Raw genomic sequence first — 21,414 nt, forward strand, 5'->3', positions numbered from 1 at the left:
GGTCACCTCGATTACATCGGTGATAAGTTAAGGAAGAAACGCTGCAACCAGCCCATATTCTGCGCCTCATTGATGTAGCCGTTGCCGACATACTCAATGCGCGCATCGGCCACCTGAGTGGACGGTACGGTGTTGGAGCCGCTGATGGTGCGAGGGTTAACCACACCGGAGAAGCGAATGAATTCCGTGCCCTGATTGATGGCGATCTGTTTTTCACCCACTACATGTAAATTGCCGTTCGCCAGCACCTGGTCGACGGTCACCGTCAACGTGCCGCTAAAGGTGTTGCTGGCATTGGCGCCGCCTTTACCGTTAAAGGAGTTGCCGCCAGACGCCTCGGCATCGGCGCGCGCGTTACCGAAGAGTCCTTCGAGATAGCGTGGCACAGTGTCGAAGCCAAAATTGGTTTTCCCGTCGCGGCTGGCATTCGCCGACGAGCTCTTACTGGCGCTGACGTTTTCCTGCAGCTGGATGGTCAGCGTATCGCCGATATTACGTGGGCGACGGTCTTCAAACAGCGGCTGATAACCGTAGTTGATCGGCTGCGCGGTCTGGAAAATTGAGCCATTCACTACCGGCGTCGGGCCAGGAATGGGTTGGGCGGAAGTCGCACCCTGCACCAAAGGTTGAGACGGAACCCAGGCGCAACCGCTGAGGGTAACGGCCAGGAGAGTCACTATCGGATAACGAATCGCCGCGTGTTTTTGCATTGCCTTCATCTTCGAAAACAGGGAGCCGGTGCGGCGTGAACCGCACCGGGCTACACCTTAGAGTTGCGTCAGTTTCTGCAGCATCTGGTCGGTCGTCGACACTGCTTTACTGTTAATTTCGTACGCGCGTTGAACCTGGATCATATTCACCAGCTCTTCCGCGACGTTGACGTTTGAGGTTTCCACATACCCCTGATACAGCAGACCTGAACCGTTCAGACCCGGTGTGCTCTCGTTCGGCGCGCCGGAGGACTGGGTTTCGATGTACAGGTTCTCACCGATGCTTTCCAGACCGGTGTCGTTCATGAAGGTGGTCAGGTTGAGCTGGCCAACCTGCACCGGCGCAGCCTGGCCCTGCTGGGTCACGCTCACGATCCCGTCACGCCCGATGGTAATGCTCAGGGCGTTCGCCGGAATGGTGATCGCCGGCTGTACCTGGAAACCGCCCGCGGTCACCAGCTGGCCGTTCTGATCCACCTGGAACGAACCGTCACGGGTATAGGCAGAGGTCCCGTCAGGCAGCTGCACCTGGAAGAAGCCCTGGCCCTTGATCGCCACGTCTTTGCTGTTGTTGGTCTGGGAGAGGTTGCCCTGGCTGTGCAGACGTTCAGTCGCCACCGGGCGAACACCGGTACCAATCTGCAGACCGGAAGGCAGCGTAGTCTGTTCAGACGACTGCGCTCCTGGCTGGCGAATGGTTTGATAAAGCAAATCTTCGAAAACCGCACGCTGACGCTTAAACCCATTGGTGCTGACGTTCGCCAGGTTGTTGGCGATGACATCCATATTGGTTTGCTGCGCATCGAGGCCCGTTTTCGCGATCCATAAAGAACTGATCATAAGTAGTCCTGTTAACTCATTGACAGCAGTTGGTTGGCGCGACTGGCGTTTTCATCAACGCTGGAAATCACCTTCATCTGCATTTCAAAACGGCGGGCGCTGGCGATCATGTCGGTCATCGCGGTCACCGGCTTAACGTTACTGCCTTCCAGCACGCCAGACATGACGCGAATGGTTGGGTCAGCCTGTAACGTCGCGCCACGGGTAGCCTGCGCCGCCTGGGTCAGACGGAACATGCCGTCGTCGCCACGCTGCACTTCAAAACCTTCGGCTTTTACCAGCTTCAGGCGGCCAACCGGCGCGACGGTGTTTGGCGGATCGCCCGGGTTCAGGGCGGAGATGGTGCCGTCGGCCGCGATGGTGATCTCCGAGCCTTCCGGCACGGTGATCGGGCCACCTTCACCAATAACCGGACGTCCCTGGATGGTCAGTTGCCCGACCGCGTCCACCTGGATGTTCCCGTTACGGGTGTAGCCTTCGCCGCCGTCTGCGGTCTGAACCGCCAGCCAGCCGTCCTGCTGCAGCGCCACATCGAGCGGGCGCGAGGTGTAGTCCATCTGCCCGGGCGTCATATCGGCTCCCGGGGTGGAGGCGGTCACCAGCGTACGCGTCGGCAGGGAGAGCCCTTCCACCGGGACGGCGCGCATCGCATTGAGCTGTGCGCGAAAGCCCGGCGTCGAGGCGTTCGCCAGGTTGCTGGCGGTGACGGCCTGCTGATTGAGCGTCTGACTGGCGGCGCCCATCGCGGTATATATTGCGTGATCCATTAAGCTATCCCGTCAGCCACTTAGCGGAGGTTAACCAGCGTGTTGAGGATCTGATCCTGGGTTTTGATGGTCTGCGCGTTCGACTGATAGTTACGCTGTGCGACGATCATATTGACCAGCTCTTTACTCAGGTCGACGTTGGAGGCTTCCAGCGCGCCGTTGGTCAGGGTACCGAAGTTACCGGAACCTGCGGTGCCCAGCAGCGCCACGCCTGAAGACTGCGTGGCAGACCAGACGTTGTTCCCTTCTGACTGCAGACCTTCGTTGTTGGCGAAGTTTGCCAGTACGATCTGACCCAGCACCTGGTTCTGTTCGTTGGAGTAGTTACCTACCACGGTGCCGTCGTCGTTGATCTGATAGCTCACCAGGTCGCCCGGCTTGTAGCCGTTCTGGTTGGTCGCCACGATGTTGTTCGCCCCGGTGTTCTGTTGCATGGAGTTCAGGAAACTCAGGGAGAAGGTCACCGGCAGCGCGCCGCTCAGCGGATCGGTGGTTACGTTAATGGCCGGGTTGGCGTTTGGTGTAGCACTCAAAACACCGGCTGGGCTGTAGTTATAGATCCCTTCCAGATTACCGTTGGGGTCGAAGCTCATCTGGGCAGATTTGGTGATCTGGCCGTTCGCGGCGCTACCGTCCTGGGTGTAGAGATCCCACTTGTTGTCCGCCGTTTTCACGTAGTAGACATACATGTTGTGGGCATTACCCTGTTCGTCATAAACGGTGATGGTGCCTTTCTTGTTATAGCTGTCCGAATCCGGGTTGGCGGTTGTGGCGTCAAACGCAATGGTTGGCACGCTGTCCGTGGAGTTCAGGTTGATCTGCTGCGCTGCTGTGGTGGTCGCTTTTGCCGACATCAGATTGTTAGGAATGGTGATCGGCTGCGGGTTCGCGCCGGTCTGTACCGTTGGCGGGCTGCCCGCTGCCGGATAGCCGGTCACCTGCAGACCCTGCATGTTTACCAGGTTGCGGTTTTCGTCCAGGCTGAACTGGCCGTTACGGCTGTAATAGACGGAACCGTTGCTGTCGAGCATACGGAAGAAACCGTTCTGGCTGATCGCCACATCCAGACCACGACCGGTGTTGGTGGTGGTACCGTCGCTGAAGTCCTGGGTGATCCCGGCGACTTTTACGCCCAGACCGACTTTTGAACCGGCGAACATATCTGCGAACGACGCGCTACCAGACTTAAAGCCATAGGTCGCGGAGTTGGCAATGTTGTTACCAATGACGTCGAGGTTAGTGGCTGCAGCATTCAGGCCGCTGACCGCTTGTGAAAAGGCCATTTGTTACTCCTGATAAAGGTTAAGGCTTATATAATCTGCCGAACTTCGTCGAGCGTAGTTGTACCGTAAGTCCCCAGATCCAGCGTGTTACCGTTGCTGCTGCGGATCACACCCTGCACCATCGCGAACTGCAGTGGCTGGGCCACCAGTTGCGTACTGCCGCTGCTGGCGGAGATAGCAACGTTATACGAACCATTTGGCGCACTGCTGCCGTCGGTCATCGTGCCGTCCCAGGTAAAGGTATGAACACCGGCTTTCAGTTCGCCGATATCAATCGTGCGAACAACCGCACCGTTTCTGTCGGTGATGGTGGCGGTCACTTTATCGGCGCTCTGCTGCAGCTCAACACCAAACGGCGTGGTGGAGGTAGTGCTGGTGCCGTCGGTGCTGCTGCTGCCTGCCAGAATGGTGGAGCCCGGGATCATCACGCCATGACCAATCAGCGTGCTGGCCTGCATCGACTGGCTGCTGTCGAGCTGGCCGGAAATAGAACCCAGCGTGGTATTCAGTTTCTCGATGCCGCTCACCGTACTGATCTGCGCAAGCTGCGTGGTCAGTTCGTTGTTCTGCATCGGGTTGGTTGGATCCTGGTTTTTCAGCTGTGCGACCAACAGCGTCAGGAAGCTGCTTTGCAGATCGGACGCGTTGCTGCCGGTAAGCGAACTGTTGCCGGTAGTGCCGCTGACGCCTGTGGCACTCGACCTGTCATTTACATTGACTGCAATGGACATTGATCTCTCCTTTACTGGCCCAGAGTGAGCGTTTTAAGCATCATGCTCTTCACGGTGTTCAGTACTTCAACGTTGGCTTGGTAGCTGCGGGACGCTGACATGGTGTTCACCATCTCGCCTACCACATCCACGTTCGGCATTTTGACGTAGCCGTTGGCGTCGGCCAGCGGGTTGCCCGGCTCGTAGACCAGCTTGTCCGGTGCCTGGCTCTCAATTACGCTGGCGACTTTTACCCCGCCGGTTGCGGCGCCCGGTGCGGCATCGACCTGGAACACCACCTGTTTGGCGCGATAAGGTTGCCCGTCCGGACCCGCCACGCTGTCGGCGTTCGCCAGGTTACTGGCGGCGACGTTCAGTCGTTGCGATTGCGCGGTCAGGGCTGAACCCGCGATATCAAAGATATTGAGTAAGGCCATTAACCATTGCCTCCCTGCAGAACATTCATCATGCCTTTAATCTGCCCGCCAAGAACGGTCAGCCCCATCTGGTACTGCAGGCTGTTATCGGCGAACTGCGTACGCTCCCGGTCCATATCGACGGTGTTACCGTCCAGGGATGGCTGATCGGGAATGCGATAAAGTAAATCGATACTCGGGGTGGTCACGGTCTGTGCGGGAATGTGGCGTGCAGACGTCAGCGCAAGGGCGACACCGCTATTTTCGGCCCGACCGCGCTCCATCACTTTCTTTAATTCACTGGAAAAATCGATATCGCGCGCCTGAAACCCGGGGGTGTCGGCGTTAGCGATATTGGCGGCCAGAATCTCCTGACGCTGGGCGCGTAAATTGAGCGCTTCCTGCTGAAAACGTAGCGCGGCGTCGAGTTTATCGAGCATGTCTCCTCCGCTGATGGCAAAATTTCAGTGGATAGCTTAAATCTCACCCCGTCTACTTCATCGACGGAATAAGCACAAAATGCGTCGCTATTTATTGCGTTGATGGCAAACCGCTACAGGTAGAATTCTGCTCATCATTAAACCGACGGTAACGGGCGATATGGCACTCAAACGTGGTTTCACCGCAACCCTGCTCCTCTGGAGCGCCCTCACGCAGGCGCAGGATCTTGACGCCCAGCTGACGGAATTTTTTGCCCAGCGGCTGGCGGGGTTCAGCGATGAGGTTTCGGTGCAGGTTCGCACGCCAGCCAACATGCGTCCTTCGTGCGAGACGCCTGCATTCAGTGTTCTCGGCAACACGAAGCTGTGGGGCAACGTCAGCGTTACCGCACGATGTGGCAATGAAAAACGATTTATACAGGTTGCAGTTCAGGCAACGGGCGATTATGTTGTCGCGTCCCGGAGTATCCCCCCGGGTGCCGCCCTGCAGCCGGACAGCGTGACGCTGAAGCGCGGCAGGCTGGATCAGCTTCCACCCCGGGCCATCCTGGATATTCACCAGGTGCAGAATGCCGTCAGCCTGCGCGATCTGGTGCCAGGGCAGCCTTTGCAGCTATCGATGCTACGTCAATCATGGCGGATCAAAGCCGGGCAGCGGGTGATGGTTATCGCCAGCGGCGACGGCTTTAGCGTCAACGGTGAAGGTCAGGCGCTAAACAATGCGGCGGTTGCGCAAAACGCCCGGGTGAGAATGTCTTCGGGCCAGGTGGTGAGTGGAACGGTGGATTCTGATGGGAATATTCTGATTAACCTATAGTCTTTTTAAAGATTATGCGGCGGCTGCCGATATAGAAGTAACTTAATGATGATGTCAGGCGCCAACGCCGCGAACCCTCGATGAGGACAACATAATGAGCATTGATCGTACATCGCCCCTGAAGCCGGTTAGCCCAGTTCAACCGCGCGAAATGAATGACACTGCCACTGCAAAGACTCGCCCGCAAAAATCGGCGACCGCCAACAGCACCAGCGTCACGCTGAGCGATGCCCAGGCGAAACTGATGCAGCCTGGTAGCAACGATATCAACATGGAGCGTGTTGAAGCGCTGAAAACCGCCATCCGCAATGGCGAGCTGAAAATGGATACCAGTAAAATCGCTGATGCGCTGATCCAGGATGCGCAAAGTTTCTTAGAGTAACCACTGTATGAGTCGTCTGACGGAAATAATGGATCAAATGACGGTCGTGTTGAACGACCTGAAAACGGTCATGGACGCCGAACAGCAGCAGCTCTCTGCCGGAAATGTTCATGGCAGCGCGCTGCAGCGCATTACAGAAGATAAAAGCTCACTGCTGGCCACGCTGGACTACCTTGAACAGCAGCGACGCAGCGAGCAATCCGCGCGCCATAGTGCAAATGATGATGTCGTCGAACGCTGGCAAACTATTACTGAAAAAACGCAGCATCTGCGCGATCTGAATCAGCACAACGGGTGGTTACTGGAAGGGCAAATCCTTCGTAACCAGCAGGCGCTTGCCGTGCTTAAGCCGCATCAGGAGACAGGACTGTATGGCGCCGATGGCCAGACAGCCAGCTCACGCAGCGGCGGAAAGAAAATTTCGATTTAATCAGGCGATAGCCACAGGAATGGGGAGCACCGACAGGCGCTCCCCTTTTTTTGCGTTACGCCGTGCGGCGGGTAAACTCTTTCACCTTAAAGCCCAGCACCGCGAGGGTGGCGAAGTAGGCCACTACCCCCACCAGCACAACCGCCATCAGGCGCAGCAGACGATACGGCATGGTGCCCAGCGACCAGTCCGGCATTACGTAGAGCATCCCCACCAGCGCGGCCGCCATCACCAGCACCGCAATCACCAGGCGCAGCAGGAAGCGCGACCAGCCCGGCTGCGGGGTAAAGATCTGCTGTTTACGCAGCTGCCAGTAGAGCAGCCCGGCGTTGAGACAGGCCGCCAGACCGATGGATAACGACAGACCGGCATGCTTCAACGGGCCGATAAACGCGAGGTTCATCACCTGGGTCATAATCAGCGTCACAATGGCGATCTTCACCGGGGTTTTGATGTCCTGGCGCGAATAGAAGCCCGGGGCCAGCACTTTCACCACGATAAGCCCCATCAGTCCCACGGAATAGGCGATCAGCGCCCGCTGGGTCATGGCAGCATCAAAGGCGGTAAATTTACCGTACTGGAACAGGGAGACGGTGAGCGGTTTCGCCAGGATCCCCAGCGCTACGGCGCTTGGCAGCGCCAGCAGGAAGCAGAGGCGTAACCCCCAGTCCATCAGGCGGCAATATTCGTCATGATTGCCGCTGGCGAAACTGCGGGAGAGTGAGGGCAGTAAAATGGTGCCCAGCGCCACCCCCAGTACCCCGGAGGGAAACTCCATCAGGCGATCGGCGTAGTACATCCAGGAAACCGACCCGGAGACGAGGAAGGAGGCGAAGATGGTGTTGATGATGAGTGAAATCTGGCTCACTGACACGCCAAGGATCGCCGGCCCCATCTGCTTCACCACCCGCATCGCGCCGGCATCGCGCAGGTTAATGCGCGGCAAGACCAGCATGCCGATTTTCTTCAGGTGCGGCAGCTGATACGCCAGCTGGAGCACGCCCCCCACCGTCACCGCCCAGGCCAACGCCAGTACTGGCGGATGGAAGTGCGGCGCGGCAAACAGCGCAAAGCCGATCATGCTGACGTTAAGGAAGGTCGGCGCAAAGGCCGGTACCGAGAAGCGGTTCCAGGTGTTGAGGATGGCCCCGACCAGCGACGCCAGGGAGATCAGCAGAATATAAGGAAAGGTGATGCGCAGCAGCTGCGTGGTCAGGGCAAACTTGTCGGCGGTATCGGCAAAGCCTGGCGCGGTCACCATGATCACCCAGGGCGCCGCCAGCATCCCAATCACGGTGACGATGGCCAGTGCGAGGGTCAACAGCCCCGACACATACGCGACAAAGACCCTGGTGGCGTCTTCACCCTGCTTGCTTTTATATTCCGCGAGGATAGGCACAAACGCCTGGGAAAAGGCGCCTTCGGCAAAAATTCGACGCAGCAGGTTGGGCAGTTTGAACGCGACAAAAAAGGCGTCAGTGGCCATCCCTGCGCCAAAGACCCGCGCCACAATGGCGTCGCGCGCAAAACCCAGCACGCGCGAAAACATGGTCATCGAGCTGACGGCGGCCAGCGATTTTAATAGGTTCATTAACGTGAGCTTCCACTACCTGAAACAAAACGCCTGCAAAGCAGGCGTAATTTCGCCGGGTGACGCTATGCGTACCCGGCCTGGAAAACGCAAAACGCGCCTAGTCTACTCGTAAAAACAGGAATTGCTATGGGCAGATGTTACAGAGGGTTATTCGCTCATGGCATCGCGCCAGAGCTTCTCCACGATGCGCTGGGCACGGATCGCCTGTTCACCCGAGGTTTCAGGAACCGTCTGATTTTGCACGCATTCAATAAAGTGGCGCGCGCAGCCCGCAAAACCACGCTGCTCCAGGGTGCTCTGCCAGCCAGGAATAGCTGGCATAACCACTCCAGCGCCCCGCTCTTCGCGCCACTCGCGCATATCGGTCACGTCCAGCAGCGCGCCGTCCGTTACCGCCTGGACCCACTCCCGCTGGCTGCCTGCCCGGCGGTGCATGGAAGTGGTGATCTGCATATTGTCCGCGCTGAAATGGTGCTCGGCATAGATCATCGCCCCCTGCTCGTTGGTTTGCAGCGTGCCGCCGGTAAGACGCGCATTATGTCCCGCCAGCCACAGCGCGGTGTCCACCACGTGCAGATAATCATCCAGCAGGGTAAAACGCAGATCGTTGGGGCCGACGCTGTCGGCGCGATGCTTATCCATGCGCAGCGATGCCGCACCGTGCAGCTGGGTTTTCATCTGCTGATAGAGCGGCGCAAAGCGACGGTTAAAGCCGACCATCAGGGTGAGCTTCTTCTGCGCGGCGAGATCGACCAGGCGCTCGGCGTCAGCCAGATTGTCCGCCAGCGGTTTATCAACACAGACATGCACCCCGGCATGCAGTAGCTCGCTAACCACCTGGTAATGGGTGGCGGTGGAAGTATGGACAAAGACCGCATCACAGGCGCGGGCCAGATCCTGCAACGACTCATAGTAAGGCATACGCAGCGATTCACAGATCCTGATCGCCTTATCCCGCGAGGGCGACCATGCCCCCTGCAATGTCCAGTCTGATGCGGCGCTCAGCACCGGCAGCCAGGCTTTCTGGGCGATCCCACCCAGCCCTACCACGCCCACACGTAATTTTGTCACCGTTAATCTCCCAGATGTGCCAGCAGCGAATCGAGGCGCTGCTTCAGTTCTTCGACTTCGTTTTCCAGCGCTTCAACGCGGGCCAGTAAGGTTTCGTCCGTGGCGGGAGCCGCTGCCTCAACGACGGCGGCGACGGTTTCAACCTCTCCGCTGAAGAGATGCATATAGCGGCTTTCACGCTTGCCGGGTTCGCGCGCCAGACGCAGGACAAACGGGCCATCTTCTCTTGCCGCCAGGCCTTCGAGGGTCTGCTCCACCTCCTGCATATCGGCGAATTCATGCATGCGCGCCGCCCGGGTGCGCAGCTCGCCAGGGGTCTGCGCTCCGCGCAGCAGCAGGGTGGCGATCAGCGCCACTTCGGCGGAGTTTAGCTTCAGGGCGCCAAACTCGGAGTTGCAAAAACGCTGCTCATATTTGGTGACGCGATTGCCAAAACCACTGACGTTGCGCAGGTAGTGGCGTTTCACCAGTGCATCCAGCAGATCCTGTACCTCATGTTCGGCAAGGTTCATCACCGGTTCACGGTTGGTTTTTTGGTTACAGGCCAGGGTGACCGCATTTACCGAGAGCGGATACTGCTCCGGCGTCGTGACCTGCTTCTCCAGCAGGCAGCCAATGACGCGCGCTTCAGTGGCGCTTAACTGATATTTCATCTCTGTTCCTTAGCGCCCCGCGCTCCACTCTTTGGTTGTCAGCGCCGTCAGGACATGATCGCGCCATTCGCCGTCAATCAGCAGGTAATCTTTGGCGTAGCCCTCCTTTTCAAATCCGAGGCGCGCCAGCAGACCGCCGCTGCGCTGATTGTGCGGCATATAGTTGGCCATAATGCGGTGCATATGCTGGGTCCGCTGCATATAGCGGATTGCCGAGGTCAGCGCCTCAAACATCAGCCCCTGCCCCTGCCATTTTTGCCCGATGGAGTACCCCAGATAGCAGGCATGAAACGAGCCCCGCACTACGTTAGAGAAGTTGGCGATGCCGATGATCTCTTTTTCATCGGGATCCAGCAGAGCAAAGTAGAACGCCGAGCCCTGCTTGTGAAACTCGGCAATCATGCTCAGCCGGGCCTGCCAGCCGGAAGGATAGCAGTGGCTCTCATCCCGCACGGGTTCCCAGGGTTTTAAAAACTGACGATTCTCAGCGTAGTAGTCCGCCAGACGCCAGGCATCACGCTCATGCACGAGGCGAACCACCAGCCGGTCGGTCGTCAGACGCACTTTCGGCACATTACTGCGATAGCCAAACATGGATACAACTCCTTCATGTTACAACCTTGACCCGTTAGCTTTACTATACCTGCGCCGCTGCCGTCTGGGAAAACAGCGACATACCATTTTGAAGACTTTTCACATTTTTCGATGAACACCCTCAATCAAAGTGCCTTTTTGATAAAAAAATATTGTCGCCTGCGCAGTGGGAAAAAACCCGGCGAAACCGCAAAATATTAGCGCGCTTATCATCTTGATACCCTAAATAATTCGAGTTGCAGGAAGGCGGCGACGCAGCGAATCCCCTTGAGCTTACTCCGGTAAGTGACAGGGGTGAGCGAGGAGGCCAACGCACCGGCAACTTGAAGTATGACGGGTATATTTCCCTGGAGGGGAAATGTCCTATATCTCACAGGCCCGGAGCCTGGGTAAATATTTCCTGCTTGTTGATAACATGCTGGTTGTACTCGGCTTTTTTGTCGTTTTTCCGCTCATCTCCATTCGCTTTGTCGATCAGATGGGCTGGGCAGCGTTAATGGTCGGCATTGCGCTGGGGCTGCGCCAGTTTGTCCAGCAGGGGCTGGGGGTGTTTGGCGGTGCGATTGCCGACCGCTTTGGTGCCAAACCGATGATTGTCACCGGCATGCTGCTGCGGGCGGCGGGTTTTGCCACCATGGCGATTGCCCATGAGCCCTGGCTGCTATGGGTCTCCTGTATTGTCTCCGGGCTTGGCGGCACGCTGTTCGATCCGCCGCGCACGGCGCTTGTTGTGAAGCTGATCCGTCCCCGGCATCGCGGGCGTTTTTTCTCGCTGCTGATGATGCAGGACAGCGCGGGCGCGGTGGTGGGTGCGCTGCTGGGAAGCTGGCTGTTGCAGTACGATTTTCGGCTGGTCTGCGCCACGGGTGCAGTGCTGTTTATTCTGTGTGCGGCCTTTAACGCCTGGCTGCTGCCCGCCTGGAAGCTCTCTACCGTCAAAGCGCCGGTACGGGAGGGGCTCGATCGCGTCTGGCGCGACAAACGTTTTATCACCTATGTGCTGACCCTGGCGGGCTATTACATGCTCGGCGTACAGGTGATGCTGATGCTGCCGATCATGGTTAACGATATTGCCGGCTCGCCAGCGGCGGTGAAGTGGATGTACGCCATTGAGGCCTGCCTCTCCCTCACCCTCCTCTACCCTATTGCCCGCTGGAGCGAAAAACGCTTCCGCCTGGAGCATCGCCTGATGGCGGGCCTGCTGCTGATGTCTCTGAGCATGCTGCCCATTGGGATGGTGAGCTCCCTGCAACAGCTGTTTATACTGATTTGCACTTTCTATATCGGCTCCATCATCGCCGAACCCGCTCGCGAAACGCTGAGCGCCGAGCTGGCCGATCCGCGCGCGCGGGGCAGCTATATGGGCTTCAGCCGTCTCGGTCTGGCGATTGGTGGCGCGCTGGGCTATGCCGGGGGCGGCTGGTTATTCGATGCCGGGAAAGCCTTTAACCAGCCTGAACTGCCGTGGGTGATGCTGACGTTGATTGGGGTAACCACCTTCTTCGCGCTGGGCTGGCAGTTCAGCCACAAGCGCGCTGCACCCGGCGTGCTGGAGCCCGGAGCCTGACCGGGACTCAGGCACTATTCCTGTTCTTCGCCGTTATCAGTTTATTCTGCTGGTCTGAGGGACACTCCCCTGACATACTGGCGCGTCAGGATTGAAGCGCCAGTATGTCGAGGAAAACCATGAAAAAGATTGTTATTGCCACTGCGTTGATCATCAGCGGTCTGCTGGTTGGTTGTAATCAGCTCACCCAGTACACTGTCAGTGAACAGGAGATCAACCAGGCCCTGCAGAAGCGCAATAACTTTGCGAAAGATATCGGTGTGCCCGGCGTCGCCGATGCGCATATCGTCCTGAGCAATCTTGCCAGCCAGATTGGCCGCGAAGAGCCAAACAAAGTGATGCTCTCCGGCGATGCCAGTCTGGATATGAATTCGCTGTTCGGCAGCCAGAAAGCCAATATCAAGCTGAAGTTAAAAGCGTTGCCGGTCTTCAATAAGGATCAGGGCGCCATCTACCTGCAACAGATGGAGATCACCGACGCTGTGGTCTCGCCGGAGAAGATGAAACCGGTTCTGCAGACGCTGATGCCGTATCTGAACCAGTCCCTGCAAAACTACTTTAATCACCAGCCGGCTTATATCCTGAGCGAAGACAACAGCCAGGGCGAAGCGCTGGCGAAAAAGTATGCAAAAGGTATCGAAGTGAAGCCGGGTGAGATTGTCATTCCCTTCGTCGATTAACCTGTGAGGCGCTTCGGCGCCTTTTTTTACAGAAAAGAGTGCAAACGAAAACGTTTCCCCCTATTCTTTGTGTCCGGCAAAAATCATCTCACTCAGCCGGAGCCTATCCATGACTGCACAATCCCAGGTTTTGAAAATCCGCCGCCCAGACGACTGGCATATCCATCTTCGCGATGGCGATATGCTGAAAACCGTCGTGCCGTATACCAGTGAAATTTATGGCCGCGCGATTGTCATGCCAAACCTGGTGCCGCCGGTCACCACGGTCGATGCGGCGATCGCCTATCGCCAGCGCATTCTTGATGCCGTGCCTGCCGGCCACGACTTTACCCCGCTGATGACCTGTTATCTGACCGACACGCTCGATCCGAATGAGATTGAGCGCGGCTTTAGCGAAGGGGTCTTTACCGCCGCCAAACTCTATCCGGCCAACGCCACCACCAACTCCAGCCACGGTGTCACCAGCATTGACGCGATTATGCCGGTGCTGGAGCGTATGGAAAAACTGGGGATGCCGCTGCTGGTACACGGCGAAGTGACTCACGCCGACATCGACATTTTCGACCGTGAAGCCCGCTTCATCGAAACCGTGATGGAGCCGCTGCGCCAGCGCCTGCCGGGTCTGAAAGTGGTGTTTGAACATATCACCACCAAAGATGCCGCGGAGTACGTGCGTGATGGCAATGAGCTTCTGGCGGCCACCATCACCCCGCAGCACCTGATGTTCAACCGCAACCATATGCTGGTGGGCGGCGTGCGTCCGCACCTCTACTGCCTGCCGATCCTCAAACGCAATGTCCACCAGCAGGCGCTGCGCGAACTGGTTGCCAGCGGCTTTGCGCGCGCCTTCCTCGGCACCGACTCCGCCCCCCATGCCCGTCATCGGAAAGAGGCCAGCTGCGGCTGTGCAGGCTGCTTTAATGCCCCGACCGCCCTTGCCAGCTACGCGCAGGTGTTTGACGAGATGAATGCCCTGCAACATTTCGAGGCGTTCTGCTCCCTGAACGGGCCGCGTTTCTATGGTCTGCCAGTGAATGAGAGCTTTGTTGAGCTGGTGCGCGAAGAGAGCAGCGTCGCGGAGTCTATCCCCCTGACCGACGACACCCTGATCCCCTTCCTCGCAGGTGAAACCGTTCAGTGGACGGTGAAGCGTTAAAAATTATTTGCCCCCTGTTGTAAGTTCAACAATATAACTGTATAAATACACAGTATATAACACAGGGGGCAATTATGCGTATTGAAGTGACCATTGCCAGAACAACGCCTTTGCCTGCTGGTGCGCTGGACGCTCTGGCGGGTGAATTATCCCGCCGTATAAACAACTCCTTTCCCGAACGCGAAGGTGCCGTCACCGTGCGTTATGCGGGGTCAAACAATCTCTCGGTCATCGGTGGCGCAAAAGATGATAAAGAGCGCATCAGCGAAATTTTACAGGAAACCTGGGAGAGCGCTGACGACTGGTTTATTACCGATTAAGTTTCTCCTTCATTGTGTTTTTTTGCCGGGTCGCCCCGGCTTTTTTTCCTCTTTTCACGTCAAAAGCACGAATATTCTGACTGACTCTGTCAAAAATCATCGGCAAGGTGATGTTTTAATGTTCAAACAATCCTAAAACGCATAAATATTTTGGACTGCCTGTTTCTTTTTCCCTTCAGAAGCCTTATTTATTGATATACTGAAATTGCTTCAGAAAAACACGCATTGAACCTCACAGTCGTTATCTTTTTAACACGTATTCAGGGGGTTATGATGGAAAAGAATAATGAAGTCATCCAGACCCATCCGCTTGTAGGCTGGGATATCAGCACTGTAGATAGCTACGACGCACTGATGCTGCGTTTGCATTACCAGACCCCAAATCACCCTGACACCGAAGAAGCGGAAGTTGGGCAGACGTTGTGGTTAACCACAGATGTCGCACGCCAGTTTATTTCTATTCTAGAAGCCGGTATTGCAAAAATAGAATCCAGTGACTACCAGGAAAATGAGTACCGGCGACACTAGCGTCACGACACTTTTTCACCCAACAGGCACCTCACGGTGCCTCGTTTATTTCTCCCTTGTATAACCCTGCCTTCTTAATTACCCTGCTAATCAACGAAACGCGTAAAGAGAGCCTCATGAAATACGATCTTATTATTATTGGCAGCGGATCTGTCGGCGCGGCGGCAGGCTATTACGCAACGCGAGCCGGTCAGAACGTACTGATGATCGATGCCCATATGCCGCCCCACACCGAAGGGAGCCACCACGGCGATACCCGTCTGATGCGCCACGCTTATGGCGAAGGTGAACGCTATGTGCCGCTGGTGTTACGGGCGCAGGCGCTGTGGGATGAACTGGCGCAAATCAGCGGTGAGCCGGTCTTTGAACGTACGGGCGTGGTCAATCTTGGGCCGTCCGATTCGTCATTCCTGGCGAACGTTGAGCAGAGCGCCCGCCAGTTCAATCTCAATCTTGAGCGGCTGGACGCGGCGGCGGTAATGAAGCGCTGGCCTGAAATCCAGGTGCCCGAAGGTTATATCGGTCTGTTTGAGGCCGAATCCGGGGTACTGCGCAGCGAGCTGGCCATTAAAACCTGGATTGCGCTGGCAAAAGAGGCGGGTTGCGCCCAATTGTTTAACTGCCCGGTGAGCGCCATTACCCATCATGAGAACGGCGTCACCGTTGACACCCCGGAAGGCCCCTACAGCGCAAGCCGCCTGCTGGTGAGCGCCGGCACCTGGGTTTCACGTCTGGTGCCCGGCCTGCCGGTGCAGCCGGTACGCAAAGTTTTCTCCTGGTTCCAGGCTGACGGGCGCTACAGCCATCAGAATCACTTCCCTGCCTTTACCGGCGAGCTGCCTGACGGCGACCAGTTTTACGGCTTCCCGTCCGAGAAAGATGCCCTGAAGATCGGCAAACATAACGGCGGGCAGGTGATTAACTCGCCGGAAGAGCGTAAGCCGTTTGGCGCGTATCCTGGAGATGGCTCTGAAGCATTCAAATTCCTGCGCAATGTCCTGCCGGGTATCGGCGGCCTGTTACACGGAGCAGCCTGTACCTATGACAACACGCCGGACGAAGATTTCATCATTGATACTCTGCCGGGCCATGATAATACGCTGCTGATCACCGGCCTGAGCGGGCACGGATTCAAATTCGCCAGCGTGCTGGGTGAGATTGCCGCACAATTTTCTCAGCAGATCGCCCCGCCGTTTGATCTCACGCCTTTCTCCCTGTCTCGCTTTAGCCGATAATGGTGTCAGGCTTCGGGTTTCCGAAGCCTTTCTTTCATCCTTTTACCGGTATTTTCATGCGTCGTATCGTTAGCTATCTGGTCAATAATATTCGCGAGCACCTGATGCTCTATATTGTACTTTGGTCGCTATTGGCAATCCTCGATATCCTTTATATTGTATTTTTCTGATGAGATTCATTGACAAAAATTGACATTTCTTAAAATAACTATAATTTCGCAATAAATTATTTGAACATCATAAAAGCGTCTTAAGCCGCCAAAATTCAGCCAATCCCGAAAATCCTTTACAGCGTAATTGACTATAACTTCCATTTTTAATTCAAAATAACTGAACGAATAAAATTAATATTGAATATGTGTAAATATCATTTGCATTAATGTTTTCCCCACGCCATTTTTAGCGCTTGCGAATTAATAATGGTGCTCAAAATGCAGGTGCGAAATTCCCCCACACGCTATGGCGTTATTTCCATGAGTCTGCACTGGCTGATGGCAATTGCGGTTTACGGCATGTTTGGTCTTGGCCTCTGGATGGTGACCCTGAGCTATTACGATGGCTGGTATCACCAGGCACCAGAGCTGCATAAAAGCATCGGCTTTATGCTGATGCTGGCGCTGGTGGTTCGGCTGCTGTGGCGCCATGTCTCCCCTGTTCCGCCAGCGTTGAAAAGCCAGACTCGCTTTACGCGTATGAGCGCTGCCGTCGCGCATATCGCCCTCTACGCCTTGCTTTTCGCCATCCTGATCAGCGGCTATTTGATCTCCACCGCCGACGGAAAACCTATCAGTGTCTTCGGCCTGTTTGACGTGCCCGCCCTGCTGGCCGATGCCGGCCCACAGGCCGATCTGGCCGGAACCGTGCATTTATGGCTGGCCTGGGGCGTAGTCATTCTCTCCGTATTACATGGCCTTGCCGCCATAAAACATCACTTTATCGACAAAGACGCCACCCTGACACGTATGTTGGGCAAAGCGTCCCCTGACTCTGGAGCATAAAATGAAGAAAAGCCTGCTGGGATTAACCTTAGCGTCTCTGCTGTTCACCACCGGCGCCGCCGTGGCAGCGGATTACAAAATTGATAAACAAGGCCAGCACGCCTTTGTGAACTTCCGTATTCAGCATCTGGGGTACAGCTGGCTGTACGGCACATTCAAGGATTTCGATGGCTCCTTCACCTTTGATGAGAGCAATCCAGCGAATGATAAGGTCAATGTCACCCTGAACACCAACAGCCTGGATACCAACCACGCTGAGCGCGATAAGCATCTGCGCAGCGCAGACTTCCTCAACGTGGCGAAATACCCGCAGGCGACCTTCACCTCTACCGAGGTGAAAAAGGATGGTGACGGGCTGGATATTACCGGCAACCTGACGCTGAACGGCGTAACGAAACCGGTTAAGCTGGATGCAAAACTAATTGGTCAGGGTGACGATCCGTGGGGCGGGAAACGCGCCGGGTTTGAGGCATCAGGTAAAATTCACCTGAAAGACTTCAACATCACGACCGATCTGGGCCCGGCGTCGCAGGACGTAGAGCTGATCATTTCGGTAGAAGGGGTTCAGCAGAAATAATGCCCTCGCCCGGTCACGCGACCGGGCAAGGTTTCAGGGTCACTCCGGGTCAGGAATGCCCAGGCGGGTATTCAGACGCCCCCGCGACTTATTAAAGATCTTATTGCCATTTTCGCGACCGGCACGGCGGCGGCGCTGCTCCTCTTCAGGCAACATGCTCTCTTCGCTGCACAGCTCGCTGCAGCAGCCGTTAAACTTCTCAGCGCAGGCCGGACACTGAATAAACAGCAGATGACAACCGTCATTTTTGCAGTTGGTATGGGTGTCGCAGGCGGTGCCGCACTGATGGCAGTGGGCAATCACATCGTCCGAGATACGCTCCCCCATCCGCTCGTCAAAGACGAAGTTCTTGCCGATAAAACGCACTGGCAGCCCCTGCTCGCGGGCGCGACGGGCATACTCGATGATCCCGCCTTCAATATGCCAGACTTTGTTAAAGCCGTTGTGCTTCATCCAGGCGCTGGCTTTTTCGCAGCGGATCCCGCCGGTGCAGTACATGACAATTTTTTTGTCCTTATGCTCCTGCATCATCTCAACGGCTTTTGGCAGCTGCTCACGGAAAGTATCTGCCGGGATCTCAAGGGCGTTTTCGAAATGGCCCACTTCATATTCGTAGTGGTTACGCATATCGATAAATACGGCGTCAGGATCGTCCAGCATGGCATTCACTTCTGACGCTTTCAGGTAATCGCCCACGTCGCTGGCATCAAAGGTCGGGTCATCAATGCCGTCCGCCACAATGCGCTCACGCACCTTCATGCGCAGCACCCAGAAGGATTTCCCATCATCGTCCAGGGCAATGTTCAGGCGCAGGCCGTCCAGAGCCGGATCGAAGCCATAGAGGAAGCTGCGCAGCTCATCGACCTTGCTCTCAGGCACGCTGATCTGAGCATTGATGCCCTCATGGGCCAGATAGATACGACCAAAGACGTTCAGCGCGGTTAACGCCTTGTACAGCGCGTCGCGGGTAGCCTGTGGGTTAACGATGGTGAAATATTTATAGAACGAGATCGTCGTGCGCGGCTCGGTTTCAGCCAACATGCGCGCTTTCAGCTCTTCGTTCGAAATGAGGTTGTGTAACACTGGCATGGTGTACGGTTCCTGCAATCGTATAAGAATGAAAATCGGTCGGCATCATATAGCAAACATTGGGAATTTACATCCCTTCATTTTGCGCTACATTTCTCACGTTAAAATGCCGAGGGTATAACATTTGCTCTATTCATGACCATTCCATAGCGATGCATTTTGGTTATCAATGGAAAAATGCGACACTACGCCAACAGGACGTATCACAAACAGGAACGACATGACTCAACTACCTAAATTTTCCATTGCGCTTCTACATCCTCGTTACTGGCTGACCTGGGCTGGCATCGGTTTATTATGGTTACTGGTGCAACTGCCCTACCCGCTGATCTACCGTCTTGGCTGCGGTCTGGGTCGACTGGCGATGCGCTTTATGTCCCGCCGCGCCCGCATTGCCCGCCGTAATCTGGAACTCTGTTTCCCGGAGATGAGCGAGCATGAGCGTGACACCATGGTGGTGAAAAATTTTGAATCCGTCGGCATGGGGCTGATGGAAACCGGCATGGCCTGGTTCTGGTCTAATAAGCGCATGGCGCGCTGGACGGAAGTGACCGGTACCGGCATGGATCCGGTGCACAATCTGCAGGCCAATAAAACCGGCGTGCTGCTGATCGGCGTCCATTTTCTGACCCTGGAGATCGGCGCGCGGATGTTTGGTATGCAGGCGCCCGGTATTGGCGTCTATCGCCCGAACGACAACCCGGTGATCGACTGGCTGCAAACCTGGGGCCGGATGCGCTCCAACAAGAGCATGATCGACCGTAAAGATCTCAAGGGCATGATCCGCGCCCTGAAATCCGGTGAGGTGATCTGGTACGCGCCAGATCATGACTACGGCCCGACCGCCAGCGTCTTTGTGCCCTTCTTTGCGGTCGACGAGGCGGCCACCACCACTGGGACATGGACCCTGGCCCGTCTGTCGAACGCGGCGATTGTCCCTTTTGTGCCGCGTCGCAAACCTGACGGCAAGGGCTATGAACTGATGATGCTGGAACCGGAATGTTCTCCGCCGCTGGACGATGCGACAACCACCGCCGCGTGGATGAATCGCGTGGTTGAGAAATGCATCCTGCTGGCACCGGAACAGTATATGTGGCTGCATCGCCGCTTTAAAACCCGTCCGGAAGGCGTCCCTTCCCGCTATTAATCCTCCTCTGCGGCCTACGGGCCGCACTTCCCTTTAAGCTTATAATGCTCACCGTCATTGCAGCACCCATCACCCAGGCGCATAATTAGCAGGCTTATTACTTTCTTTTATAATGATGCCGCTGCGCATCATAACGCGGATAGCTATGTCTCCCTCAGAAACGCCAATAAACTGGAAGCGGAACCTCATGGTTGCCTGGCTGGGCTGCTTTCTCACGGGTGCCGCATTTAGCCTGGTGATGCCTTTTCTGCCGCTCTACGTAGAACAGCTCGGCGTCAGCGGCCACAGCGCGCTCAATATGTGGTCCGGGCTGGTGTTCAGCATCACGTTTCTCTTCTCCGCCATCGCCTCACCGTTCTGGGGCGGTCTGGCCGACCGCAAAGGGCGCAAAATTATGCTGCTGCGTTCGGCGCTGGGGATGGCCATCATCATGCTGCTGATGGGGCTGGCGCAAAACATCTGGCAGTTTCTGGTGTTACGCGCGCTGCTGGGGCTGCTGGGCGGCTTTGTACCCAATGCCAACGCACTCATCGCCACGCAAATTCCCCGCCATAAAAGCGGCTGGGCGCTGGGAACCCTCTCCACTGGTGCGGTGAGTGGTGTCCTGCTTGGCCCGCTGGCCGGGGGATTACTGGCGGATAGCTACGGTTTGCGGCCAGTATTTTTTATCACCGCGGGCGTTCTGTTTGCCTGTTTCCTGGTGACCTTATTCTGTATCCGGGAAAATTTTACCCCGGTGCCGAAAAAAGAGATGCTGCATGCCCGCGAGGTCTTTGCCTCGCTTAAAAATCCTCGCCTGGTCATCAGCCTGTTTGTCACTACCATGATCATTCAGGTCGCTACGGGCTCCATTGCGCCGATCCTGACGCTCTACGTGCGCGACCTGGCCGGGCACGTGGGCAATATCGCCTTTATCAGCGGCATGATTGCCTCGGTGCCCGGCGTGGCTGCCCTGATCAGCGCTCCGCGGCTGGGAAAACTGGGCGATCGGATTGGTCCGGAAAGGATCCTGATCGTCGCGCTGGTGATCTCCGTGCTACTCCTCATCCCGATGTCATTTGTGCAATCCCCGTGGCAGTTGGGCGTTCTGCGCTTTTTACTCGGGGCGGCCGATGGCGCCCTGCTGCCTGCGGTGCAGACCCTGCTGGTCTATAACTCCACCAATCAGATAGCCGGACGCATCTTCAGCTATAACCAGTCGTTCCGCGATATCGGCAACGTCACCGGCCCGCTCCTCGGGGCCGGTATTGCCGCCAGCTACGGTTTCCGGGCTGTGTTTATTGTGACCGCCTGCGTGGTGATGTTTAACGCCTTTTACTCATGGGTGAGTCTGTCGCGCGCCTTTCGCCAGCCGCGGGGGGTTCCCGGGCAGGATAAGGTCTCTGCGCCCGATTAAGACAACTTCGTGAA

At 56.5% G+C, this 21,414-nt stretch carries 26 protein-coding genes; 14 read left to right on the forward strand and 12 right to left on the reverse strand.

The features are described 5' to 3' along the window. Nucleotides 1-11 precede the first annotated feature (11 nt). Genes flgH through flgB form a run of 7 tightly spaced genes read right to left on the reverse strand, consistent with a single transcriptional unit; the run spans nucleotide 12 to nucleotide 5,166 of the window. Nucleotides 12-710 carry a flagellar basal body L-ring protein FlgH gene (flgH, locus tag DVA43_RS09160; protein WP_039028917.1) on the reverse strand — a complete coding sequence of 233 codons (699 nt, stop codon included), beginning with the start codon at nucleotides 708-710 and terminating at the stop codon, nucleotides 12-14. A 57-nt stretch (nucleotides 711-767) separates the two neighbouring features. Then, a complete protein-coding gene (flgG, locus tag DVA43_RS09165) occupies nucleotides 768-1,550 on the reverse strand; it encodes a flagellar basal-body rod protein FlgG (RefSeq protein WP_032617536.1) in 783 nt (260 codons plus the stop codon). 11 nt (nucleotides 1,551-1,561) lie between these two features. Further along, nucleotides 1,562-2,317, reverse strand: a complete 756-nt coding sequence (locus DVA43_RS09170; RefSeq protein ID WP_103179079.1) for a flagellar basal body rod protein FlgF — start codon at nucleotides 2,315-2,317, stop codon at nucleotides 1,562-1,564. Nucleotides 2,318-2,337: 20 nt separating this feature from the next. After that, nucleotides 2,338-3,600: a flagellar hook protein FlgE gene (flgE, locus tag DVA43_RS09175; RefSeq protein ID WP_114315352.1), complete on the reverse strand. Its 1,263-nt coding sequence runs from the start codon at nucleotides 3,598-3,600 to the stop codon at nucleotides 2,338-2,340. A 26-nt stretch (nucleotides 3,601-3,626) separates the two neighbouring features. Beyond that, complete coding sequence (gene flgD / locus DVA43_RS09180) at nucleotides 3,627-4,331, reverse strand: flagellar hook assembly protein FlgD (RefSeq protein WP_103179077.1); 705 nt, start codon at nucleotides 4,329-4,331, stop codon at nucleotides 3,627-3,629. Nucleotides 4,332-4,342: 11 nt separating this feature from the next. Next, nucleotides 4,343-4,747 carry a flagellar basal body rod protein FlgC gene (gene flgC, locus DVA43_RS09185; protein WP_103179076.1) on the reverse strand — a complete coding sequence of 135 codons (405 nt, stop codon included), beginning with the start codon at nucleotides 4,745-4,747 and terminating at the stop codon, nucleotides 4,343-4,345. After that, nucleotides 4,747-5,166 (reverse strand): flagellar basal body rod protein FlgB, encoded by a 420-nt coding sequence (gene flgB, locus DVA43_RS09190; RefSeq protein ID WP_103179075.1) that lies wholly within the window; start codon nucleotides 5,164-5,166, stop codon nucleotides 4,747-4,749. The genes flgC and flgB overlap by 1 nt, the downstream gene beginning before the upstream one ends. A gap of 160 nt (nucleotides 5,167-5,326) precedes the next feature. Between flgB and flgA the strand changes: the two genes are divergently transcribed. The 3 genes from flgA to flgN all read left to right on the forward strand — a co-directional run bounded on the left by flgA (nucleotide 5,327) and on the right by flgN (nucleotide 6,795). Further along, on the forward strand, nucleotides 5,327-5,983 hold the full coding sequence (gene flgA / locus DVA43_RS09195) for a flagellar basal body P-ring formation chaperone FlgA (protein WP_114315353.1): 657 nt from the start codon (nucleotides 5,327-5,329) through the stop codon (nucleotides 5,981-5,983). Nucleotides 5,984-6,077: 94 nt separating this feature from the next. Further along, nucleotides 6,078-6,365, forward strand: a complete 288-nt coding sequence (gene flgM / locus DVA43_RS09200; protein ID WP_103179073.1) for a flagellar biosynthesis anti-sigma factor FlgM — start codon at nucleotides 6,078-6,080, stop codon at nucleotides 6,363-6,365. A 7-nt stretch (nucleotides 6,366-6,372) separates the two neighbouring features. Then, entirely contained in the window at nucleotides 6,373-6,795 is a 423-nt protein-coding gene (gene flgN / locus DVA43_RS09205) for a flagella biosynthesis chaperone FlgN (protein WP_103179072.1), read from the forward strand. Between the two features lie 55 nt (nucleotides 6,796-6,850). Here the strand turns inward: flgN and murJ are convergent, their stop codons facing one another. From murJ to rimJ, 4 genes are all read right to left on the reverse strand, one after another. Further along, entirely contained in the window at nucleotides 6,851-8,386 is a 1,536-nt protein-coding gene (murJ, locus tag DVA43_RS09210) for a murein biosynthesis integral membrane protein MurJ (protein ID WP_114315354.1), read from the reverse strand. A gap of 150 nt (nucleotides 8,387-8,536) precedes the next feature. Further along, nucleotides 8,537-9,460 (reverse strand): Gfo/Idh/MocA family protein, encoded by a 924-nt coding sequence (locus DVA43_RS09215; protein ID WP_114315355.1) that lies wholly within the window; start codon nucleotides 9,458-9,460, stop codon nucleotides 8,537-8,539. Between the two features lie 2 nt (nucleotides 9,461-9,462). Next, nucleotides 9,463-10,113 (reverse strand): YceH family protein, encoded by a 651-nt coding sequence (locus DVA43_RS09220; protein ID WP_114315356.1) that lies wholly within the window; start codon nucleotides 10,111-10,113, stop codon nucleotides 9,463-9,465. Nucleotides 10,114-10,122: 9 nt separating this feature from the next. Beyond that, nucleotides 10,123-10,707: a ribosomal protein S5-alanine N-acetyltransferase gene (rimJ, locus tag DVA43_RS09225; protein ID WP_103179068.1), complete on the reverse strand. Its 585-nt coding sequence runs from the start codon at nucleotides 10,705-10,707 to the stop codon at nucleotides 10,123-10,125. 358 nt (nucleotides 10,708-11,065) lie between these two features. On the opposite strand from rimJ, the gene mdtH reads away from it, so the two are divergent. The 9 genes from mdtH (at nucleotide 11,066) to DVA43_RS09275 (ending at nucleotide 17,768) form a co-directional block, all read left to right on the forward strand. Then, nucleotides 11,066-12,274 carry a multidrug efflux MFS transporter MdtH gene (mdtH, locus tag DVA43_RS09230; RefSeq protein ID WP_114315357.1) on the forward strand — a complete coding sequence of 403 codons (1,209 nt, stop codon included), beginning with the start codon at nucleotides 11,066-11,068 and terminating at the stop codon, nucleotides 12,272-12,274. 119 nt (nucleotides 12,275-12,393) lie between these two features. Continuing rightward, entirely contained in the window at nucleotides 12,394-12,954 is a 561-nt protein-coding gene (locus tag DVA43_RS09235) for a lipoprotein (protein ID WP_114315358.1), read from the forward strand. Nucleotides 12,955-13,063: 109 nt separating this feature from the next. Beyond that, nucleotides 13,064-14,110 carry a dihydroorotase gene (gene pyrC, locus DVA43_RS09245; protein ID WP_114317109.1) on the forward strand — a complete coding sequence of 349 codons (1,047 nt, stop codon included), beginning with the start codon at nucleotides 13,064-13,066 and terminating at the stop codon, nucleotides 14,108-14,110. A gap of 74 nt (nucleotides 14,111-14,184) precedes the next feature. After that, nucleotides 14,185-14,430 (forward strand): DNA damage-inducible protein I, encoded by a 246-nt coding sequence (gene dinI / locus DVA43_RS09250; protein ID WP_103823692.1) that lies wholly within the window; start codon nucleotides 14,185-14,187, stop codon nucleotides 14,428-14,430. A 273-nt stretch (nucleotides 14,431-14,703) separates the two neighbouring features. Continuing rightward, a complete protein-coding gene (gene bssS / locus DVA43_RS09255; protein WP_103179063.1) occupies nucleotides 14,704-14,958 on the forward strand; it encodes a biofilm formation regulator BssS in 255 nt (84 codons plus the stop codon). 116 nt (nucleotides 14,959-15,074) lie between these two features. Further along, entirely contained in the window at nucleotides 15,075-16,193 is a 1,119-nt protein-coding gene (gene solA / locus DVA43_RS09260) for an N-methyl-L-tryptophan oxidase (protein WP_114317110.1), read from the forward strand. 56 nt (nucleotides 16,194-16,249) lie between these two features. After that, nucleotides 16,250-16,363, forward strand: coding sequence for a YceO family protein (locus DVA43_RS09265; protein ID WP_114317111.1), 114 nt, complete (start codon nucleotides 16,250-16,252; stop codon nucleotides 16,361-16,363). Between the two features lie 261 nt (nucleotides 16,364-16,624). Continuing rightward, nucleotides 16,625-17,191, forward strand: coding sequence for a cytochrome b (locus tag DVA43_RS09270; RefSeq protein ID WP_114315359.1), 567 nt, complete (start codon nucleotides 16,625-16,627; stop codon nucleotides 17,189-17,191). A gap of 1 nt (nucleotide 17,192) precedes the next feature. After that, nucleotides 17,193-17,768: a YceI family protein gene (locus tag DVA43_RS09275; RefSeq protein ID WP_103179061.1), complete on the forward strand. Its 576-nt coding sequence runs from the start codon at nucleotides 17,193-17,195 to the stop codon at nucleotides 17,766-17,768. 39 nt (nucleotides 17,769-17,807) lie between these two features. On the opposite strand, the gene DVA43_RS09280 is transcribed toward DVA43_RS09275, so the two are convergent. After that, complete coding sequence (locus DVA43_RS09280; protein ID WP_103823690.1) at nucleotides 17,808-18,857, reverse strand: rhodanese-related sulfurtransferase; 1,050 nt, start codon at nucleotides 18,855-18,857, stop codon at nucleotides 17,808-17,810. A gap of 220 nt (nucleotides 18,858-19,077) precedes the next feature. On the opposite strand from DVA43_RS09280, the gene DVA43_RS09290 reads away from it, so the two are divergent. Together DVA43_RS09290 and mdtG are read left to right on the forward strand one after the other, a co-directional pair. Beyond that, a complete protein-coding gene (locus tag DVA43_RS09290; RefSeq protein ID WP_103823689.1) occupies nucleotides 19,078-20,004 on the forward strand; it encodes a Kdo(2)-lipid IV(A) acyltransferase in 927 nt (308 codons plus the stop codon). Between the two features lie 145 nt (nucleotides 20,005-20,149). Next, the gene (gene mdtG, locus DVA43_RS09295; protein ID WP_114315360.1) at nucleotides 20,150-21,400 is read left to right on the forward strand and encodes a multidrug efflux MFS transporter MdtG; all 1,251 of its coding nucleotides are present in this window, start codon (nucleotides 20,150-20,152) and stop codon (nucleotides 21,398-21,400) included. The last annotated feature ends 14 nt before the right edge of the window (nucleotides 21,401-21,414 follow it).

This window comes from Leclercia sp. W6 (genome assembly GCF_003336345.1).
Taxonomy (GTDB): Bacteria; Pseudomonadota; Gammaproteobacteria; order Enterobacterales; family Enterobacteriaceae; genus Enterobacter.

What these genes read in the sequence shown, in the direction of transcription:
- flgH (WP_039028917.1), bottom strand. Translation starts at nt 710, where the DNA reads ATGCAAAAACACGCGGCGATTCGTTATCCGATAGTGACTCTCCTGGCC.
- flgG (WP_032617536.1), bottom strand. Translation starts at nt 1,550, where the DNA reads ATGATCAGTTCTTTATGGATCGCGAAAACGGGCCTCGATGCGCAGCAA.
- DVA43_RS09170 (WP_103179079.1), bottom strand. Translation starts at nt 2,317, where the DNA reads ATGGATCACGCAATATATACCGCGATGGGCGCCGCCAGTCAGACGCTC.
- flgE (WP_114315352.1), bottom strand. Translation starts at nt 3,600, where the DNA reads ATGGCCTTTTCACAAGCGGTCAGCGGCCTGAATGCTGCAGCCACTAAC.
- flgD (WP_103179077.1), bottom strand. Translation starts at nt 4,331, where the DNA reads ATGTCCATTGCAGTCAATGTAAATGACAGGTCGAGTGCCACAGGCGTC.
- flgC (WP_103179076.1), bottom strand. Translation starts at nt 4,747, where the DNA reads ATGGCCTTACTCAATATCTTTGATATCGCGGGTTCAGCCCTGACCGCG.
- flgB (WP_103179075.1), bottom strand. Translation starts at nt 5,166, where the DNA reads ATGCTCGATAAACTCGACGCCGCGCTACGTTTTCAGCAGGAAGCGCTC.
- flgA (WP_114315353.1), top strand. Translation starts at nt 5,327, where the DNA reads ATGGCACTCAAACGTGGTTTCACCGCAACCCTGCTCCTCTGGAGCGCC.
- flgM (WP_103179073.1), top strand. Translation starts at nt 6,078, where the DNA reads ATGAGCATTGATCGTACATCGCCCCTGAAGCCGGTTAGCCCAGTTCAA.
- flgN (WP_103179072.1), top strand. Translation starts at nt 6,373, where the DNA reads ATGAGTCGTCTGACGGAAATAATGGATCAAATGACGGTCGTGTTGAAC.
- murJ (WP_114315354.1), bottom strand. Translation starts at nt 8,386, where the DNA reads ATGAACCTATTAAAATCGCTGGCCGCCGTCAGCTCGATGACCATGTTT.
- DVA43_RS09220 (WP_114315356.1), bottom strand. Translation starts at nt 10,113, where the DNA reads ATGAAATATCAGTTAAGCGCCACTGAAGCGCGCGTCATTGGCTGCCTG.
- rimJ (WP_103179068.1), bottom strand. Translation starts at nt 10,707, where the DNA reads ATGTTTGGCTATCGCAGTAATGTGCCGAAAGTGCGTCTGACGACCGAC.
- mdtH (WP_114315357.1), top strand. Translation starts at nt 11,066, where the DNA reads ATGTCCTATATCTCACAGGCCCGGAGCCTGGGTAAATATTTCCTGCTT.
- DVA43_RS09235 (WP_114315358.1), top strand. Translation starts at nt 12,394, where the DNA reads ATGAAAAAGATTGTTATTGCCACTGCGTTGATCATCAGCGGTCTGCTG.
- pyrC (WP_114317109.1), top strand. Translation starts at nt 13,064, where the DNA reads ATGACTGCACAATCCCAGGTTTTGAAAATCCGCCGCCCAGACGACTGG.
- dinI (WP_103823692.1), top strand. Translation starts at nt 14,185, where the DNA reads ATGCGTATTGAAGTGACCATTGCCAGAACAACGCCTTTGCCTGCTGGT.
- bssS (WP_103179063.1), top strand. Translation starts at nt 14,704, where the DNA reads ATGGAAAAGAATAATGAAGTCATCCAGACCCATCCGCTTGTAGGCTGG.
- solA (WP_114317110.1), top strand. Translation starts at nt 15,075, where the DNA reads ATGAAATACGATCTTATTATTATTGGCAGCGGATCTGTCGGCGCGGCG.
- DVA43_RS09265 (WP_114317111.1), top strand. Translation starts at nt 16,250, where the DNA reads ATGCGTCGTATCGTTAGCTATCTGGTCAATAATATTCGCGAGCACCTG.
- DVA43_RS09270 (WP_114315359.1), top strand. Translation starts at nt 16,625, where the DNA reads ATGCAGGTGCGAAATTCCCCCACACGCTATGGCGTTATTTCCATGAGT.
- DVA43_RS09275 (WP_103179061.1), top strand. Translation starts at nt 17,193, where the DNA reads ATGAAGAAAAGCCTGCTGGGATTAACCTTAGCGTCTCTGCTGTTCACC.
- DVA43_RS09280 (WP_103823690.1), bottom strand. Translation starts at nt 18,857, where the DNA reads ATGCCAGTGTTACACAACCTCATTTCGAACGAAGAGCTGAAAGCGCGC.
- DVA43_RS09290 (WP_103823689.1), top strand. Translation starts at nt 19,078, where the DNA reads ATGACTCAACTACCTAAATTTTCCATTGCGCTTCTACATCCTCGTTAC.
- mdtG (WP_114315360.1), top strand. Translation starts at nt 20,150, where the DNA reads ATGTCTCCCTCAGAAACGCCAATAAACTGGAAGCGGAACCTCATGGTT.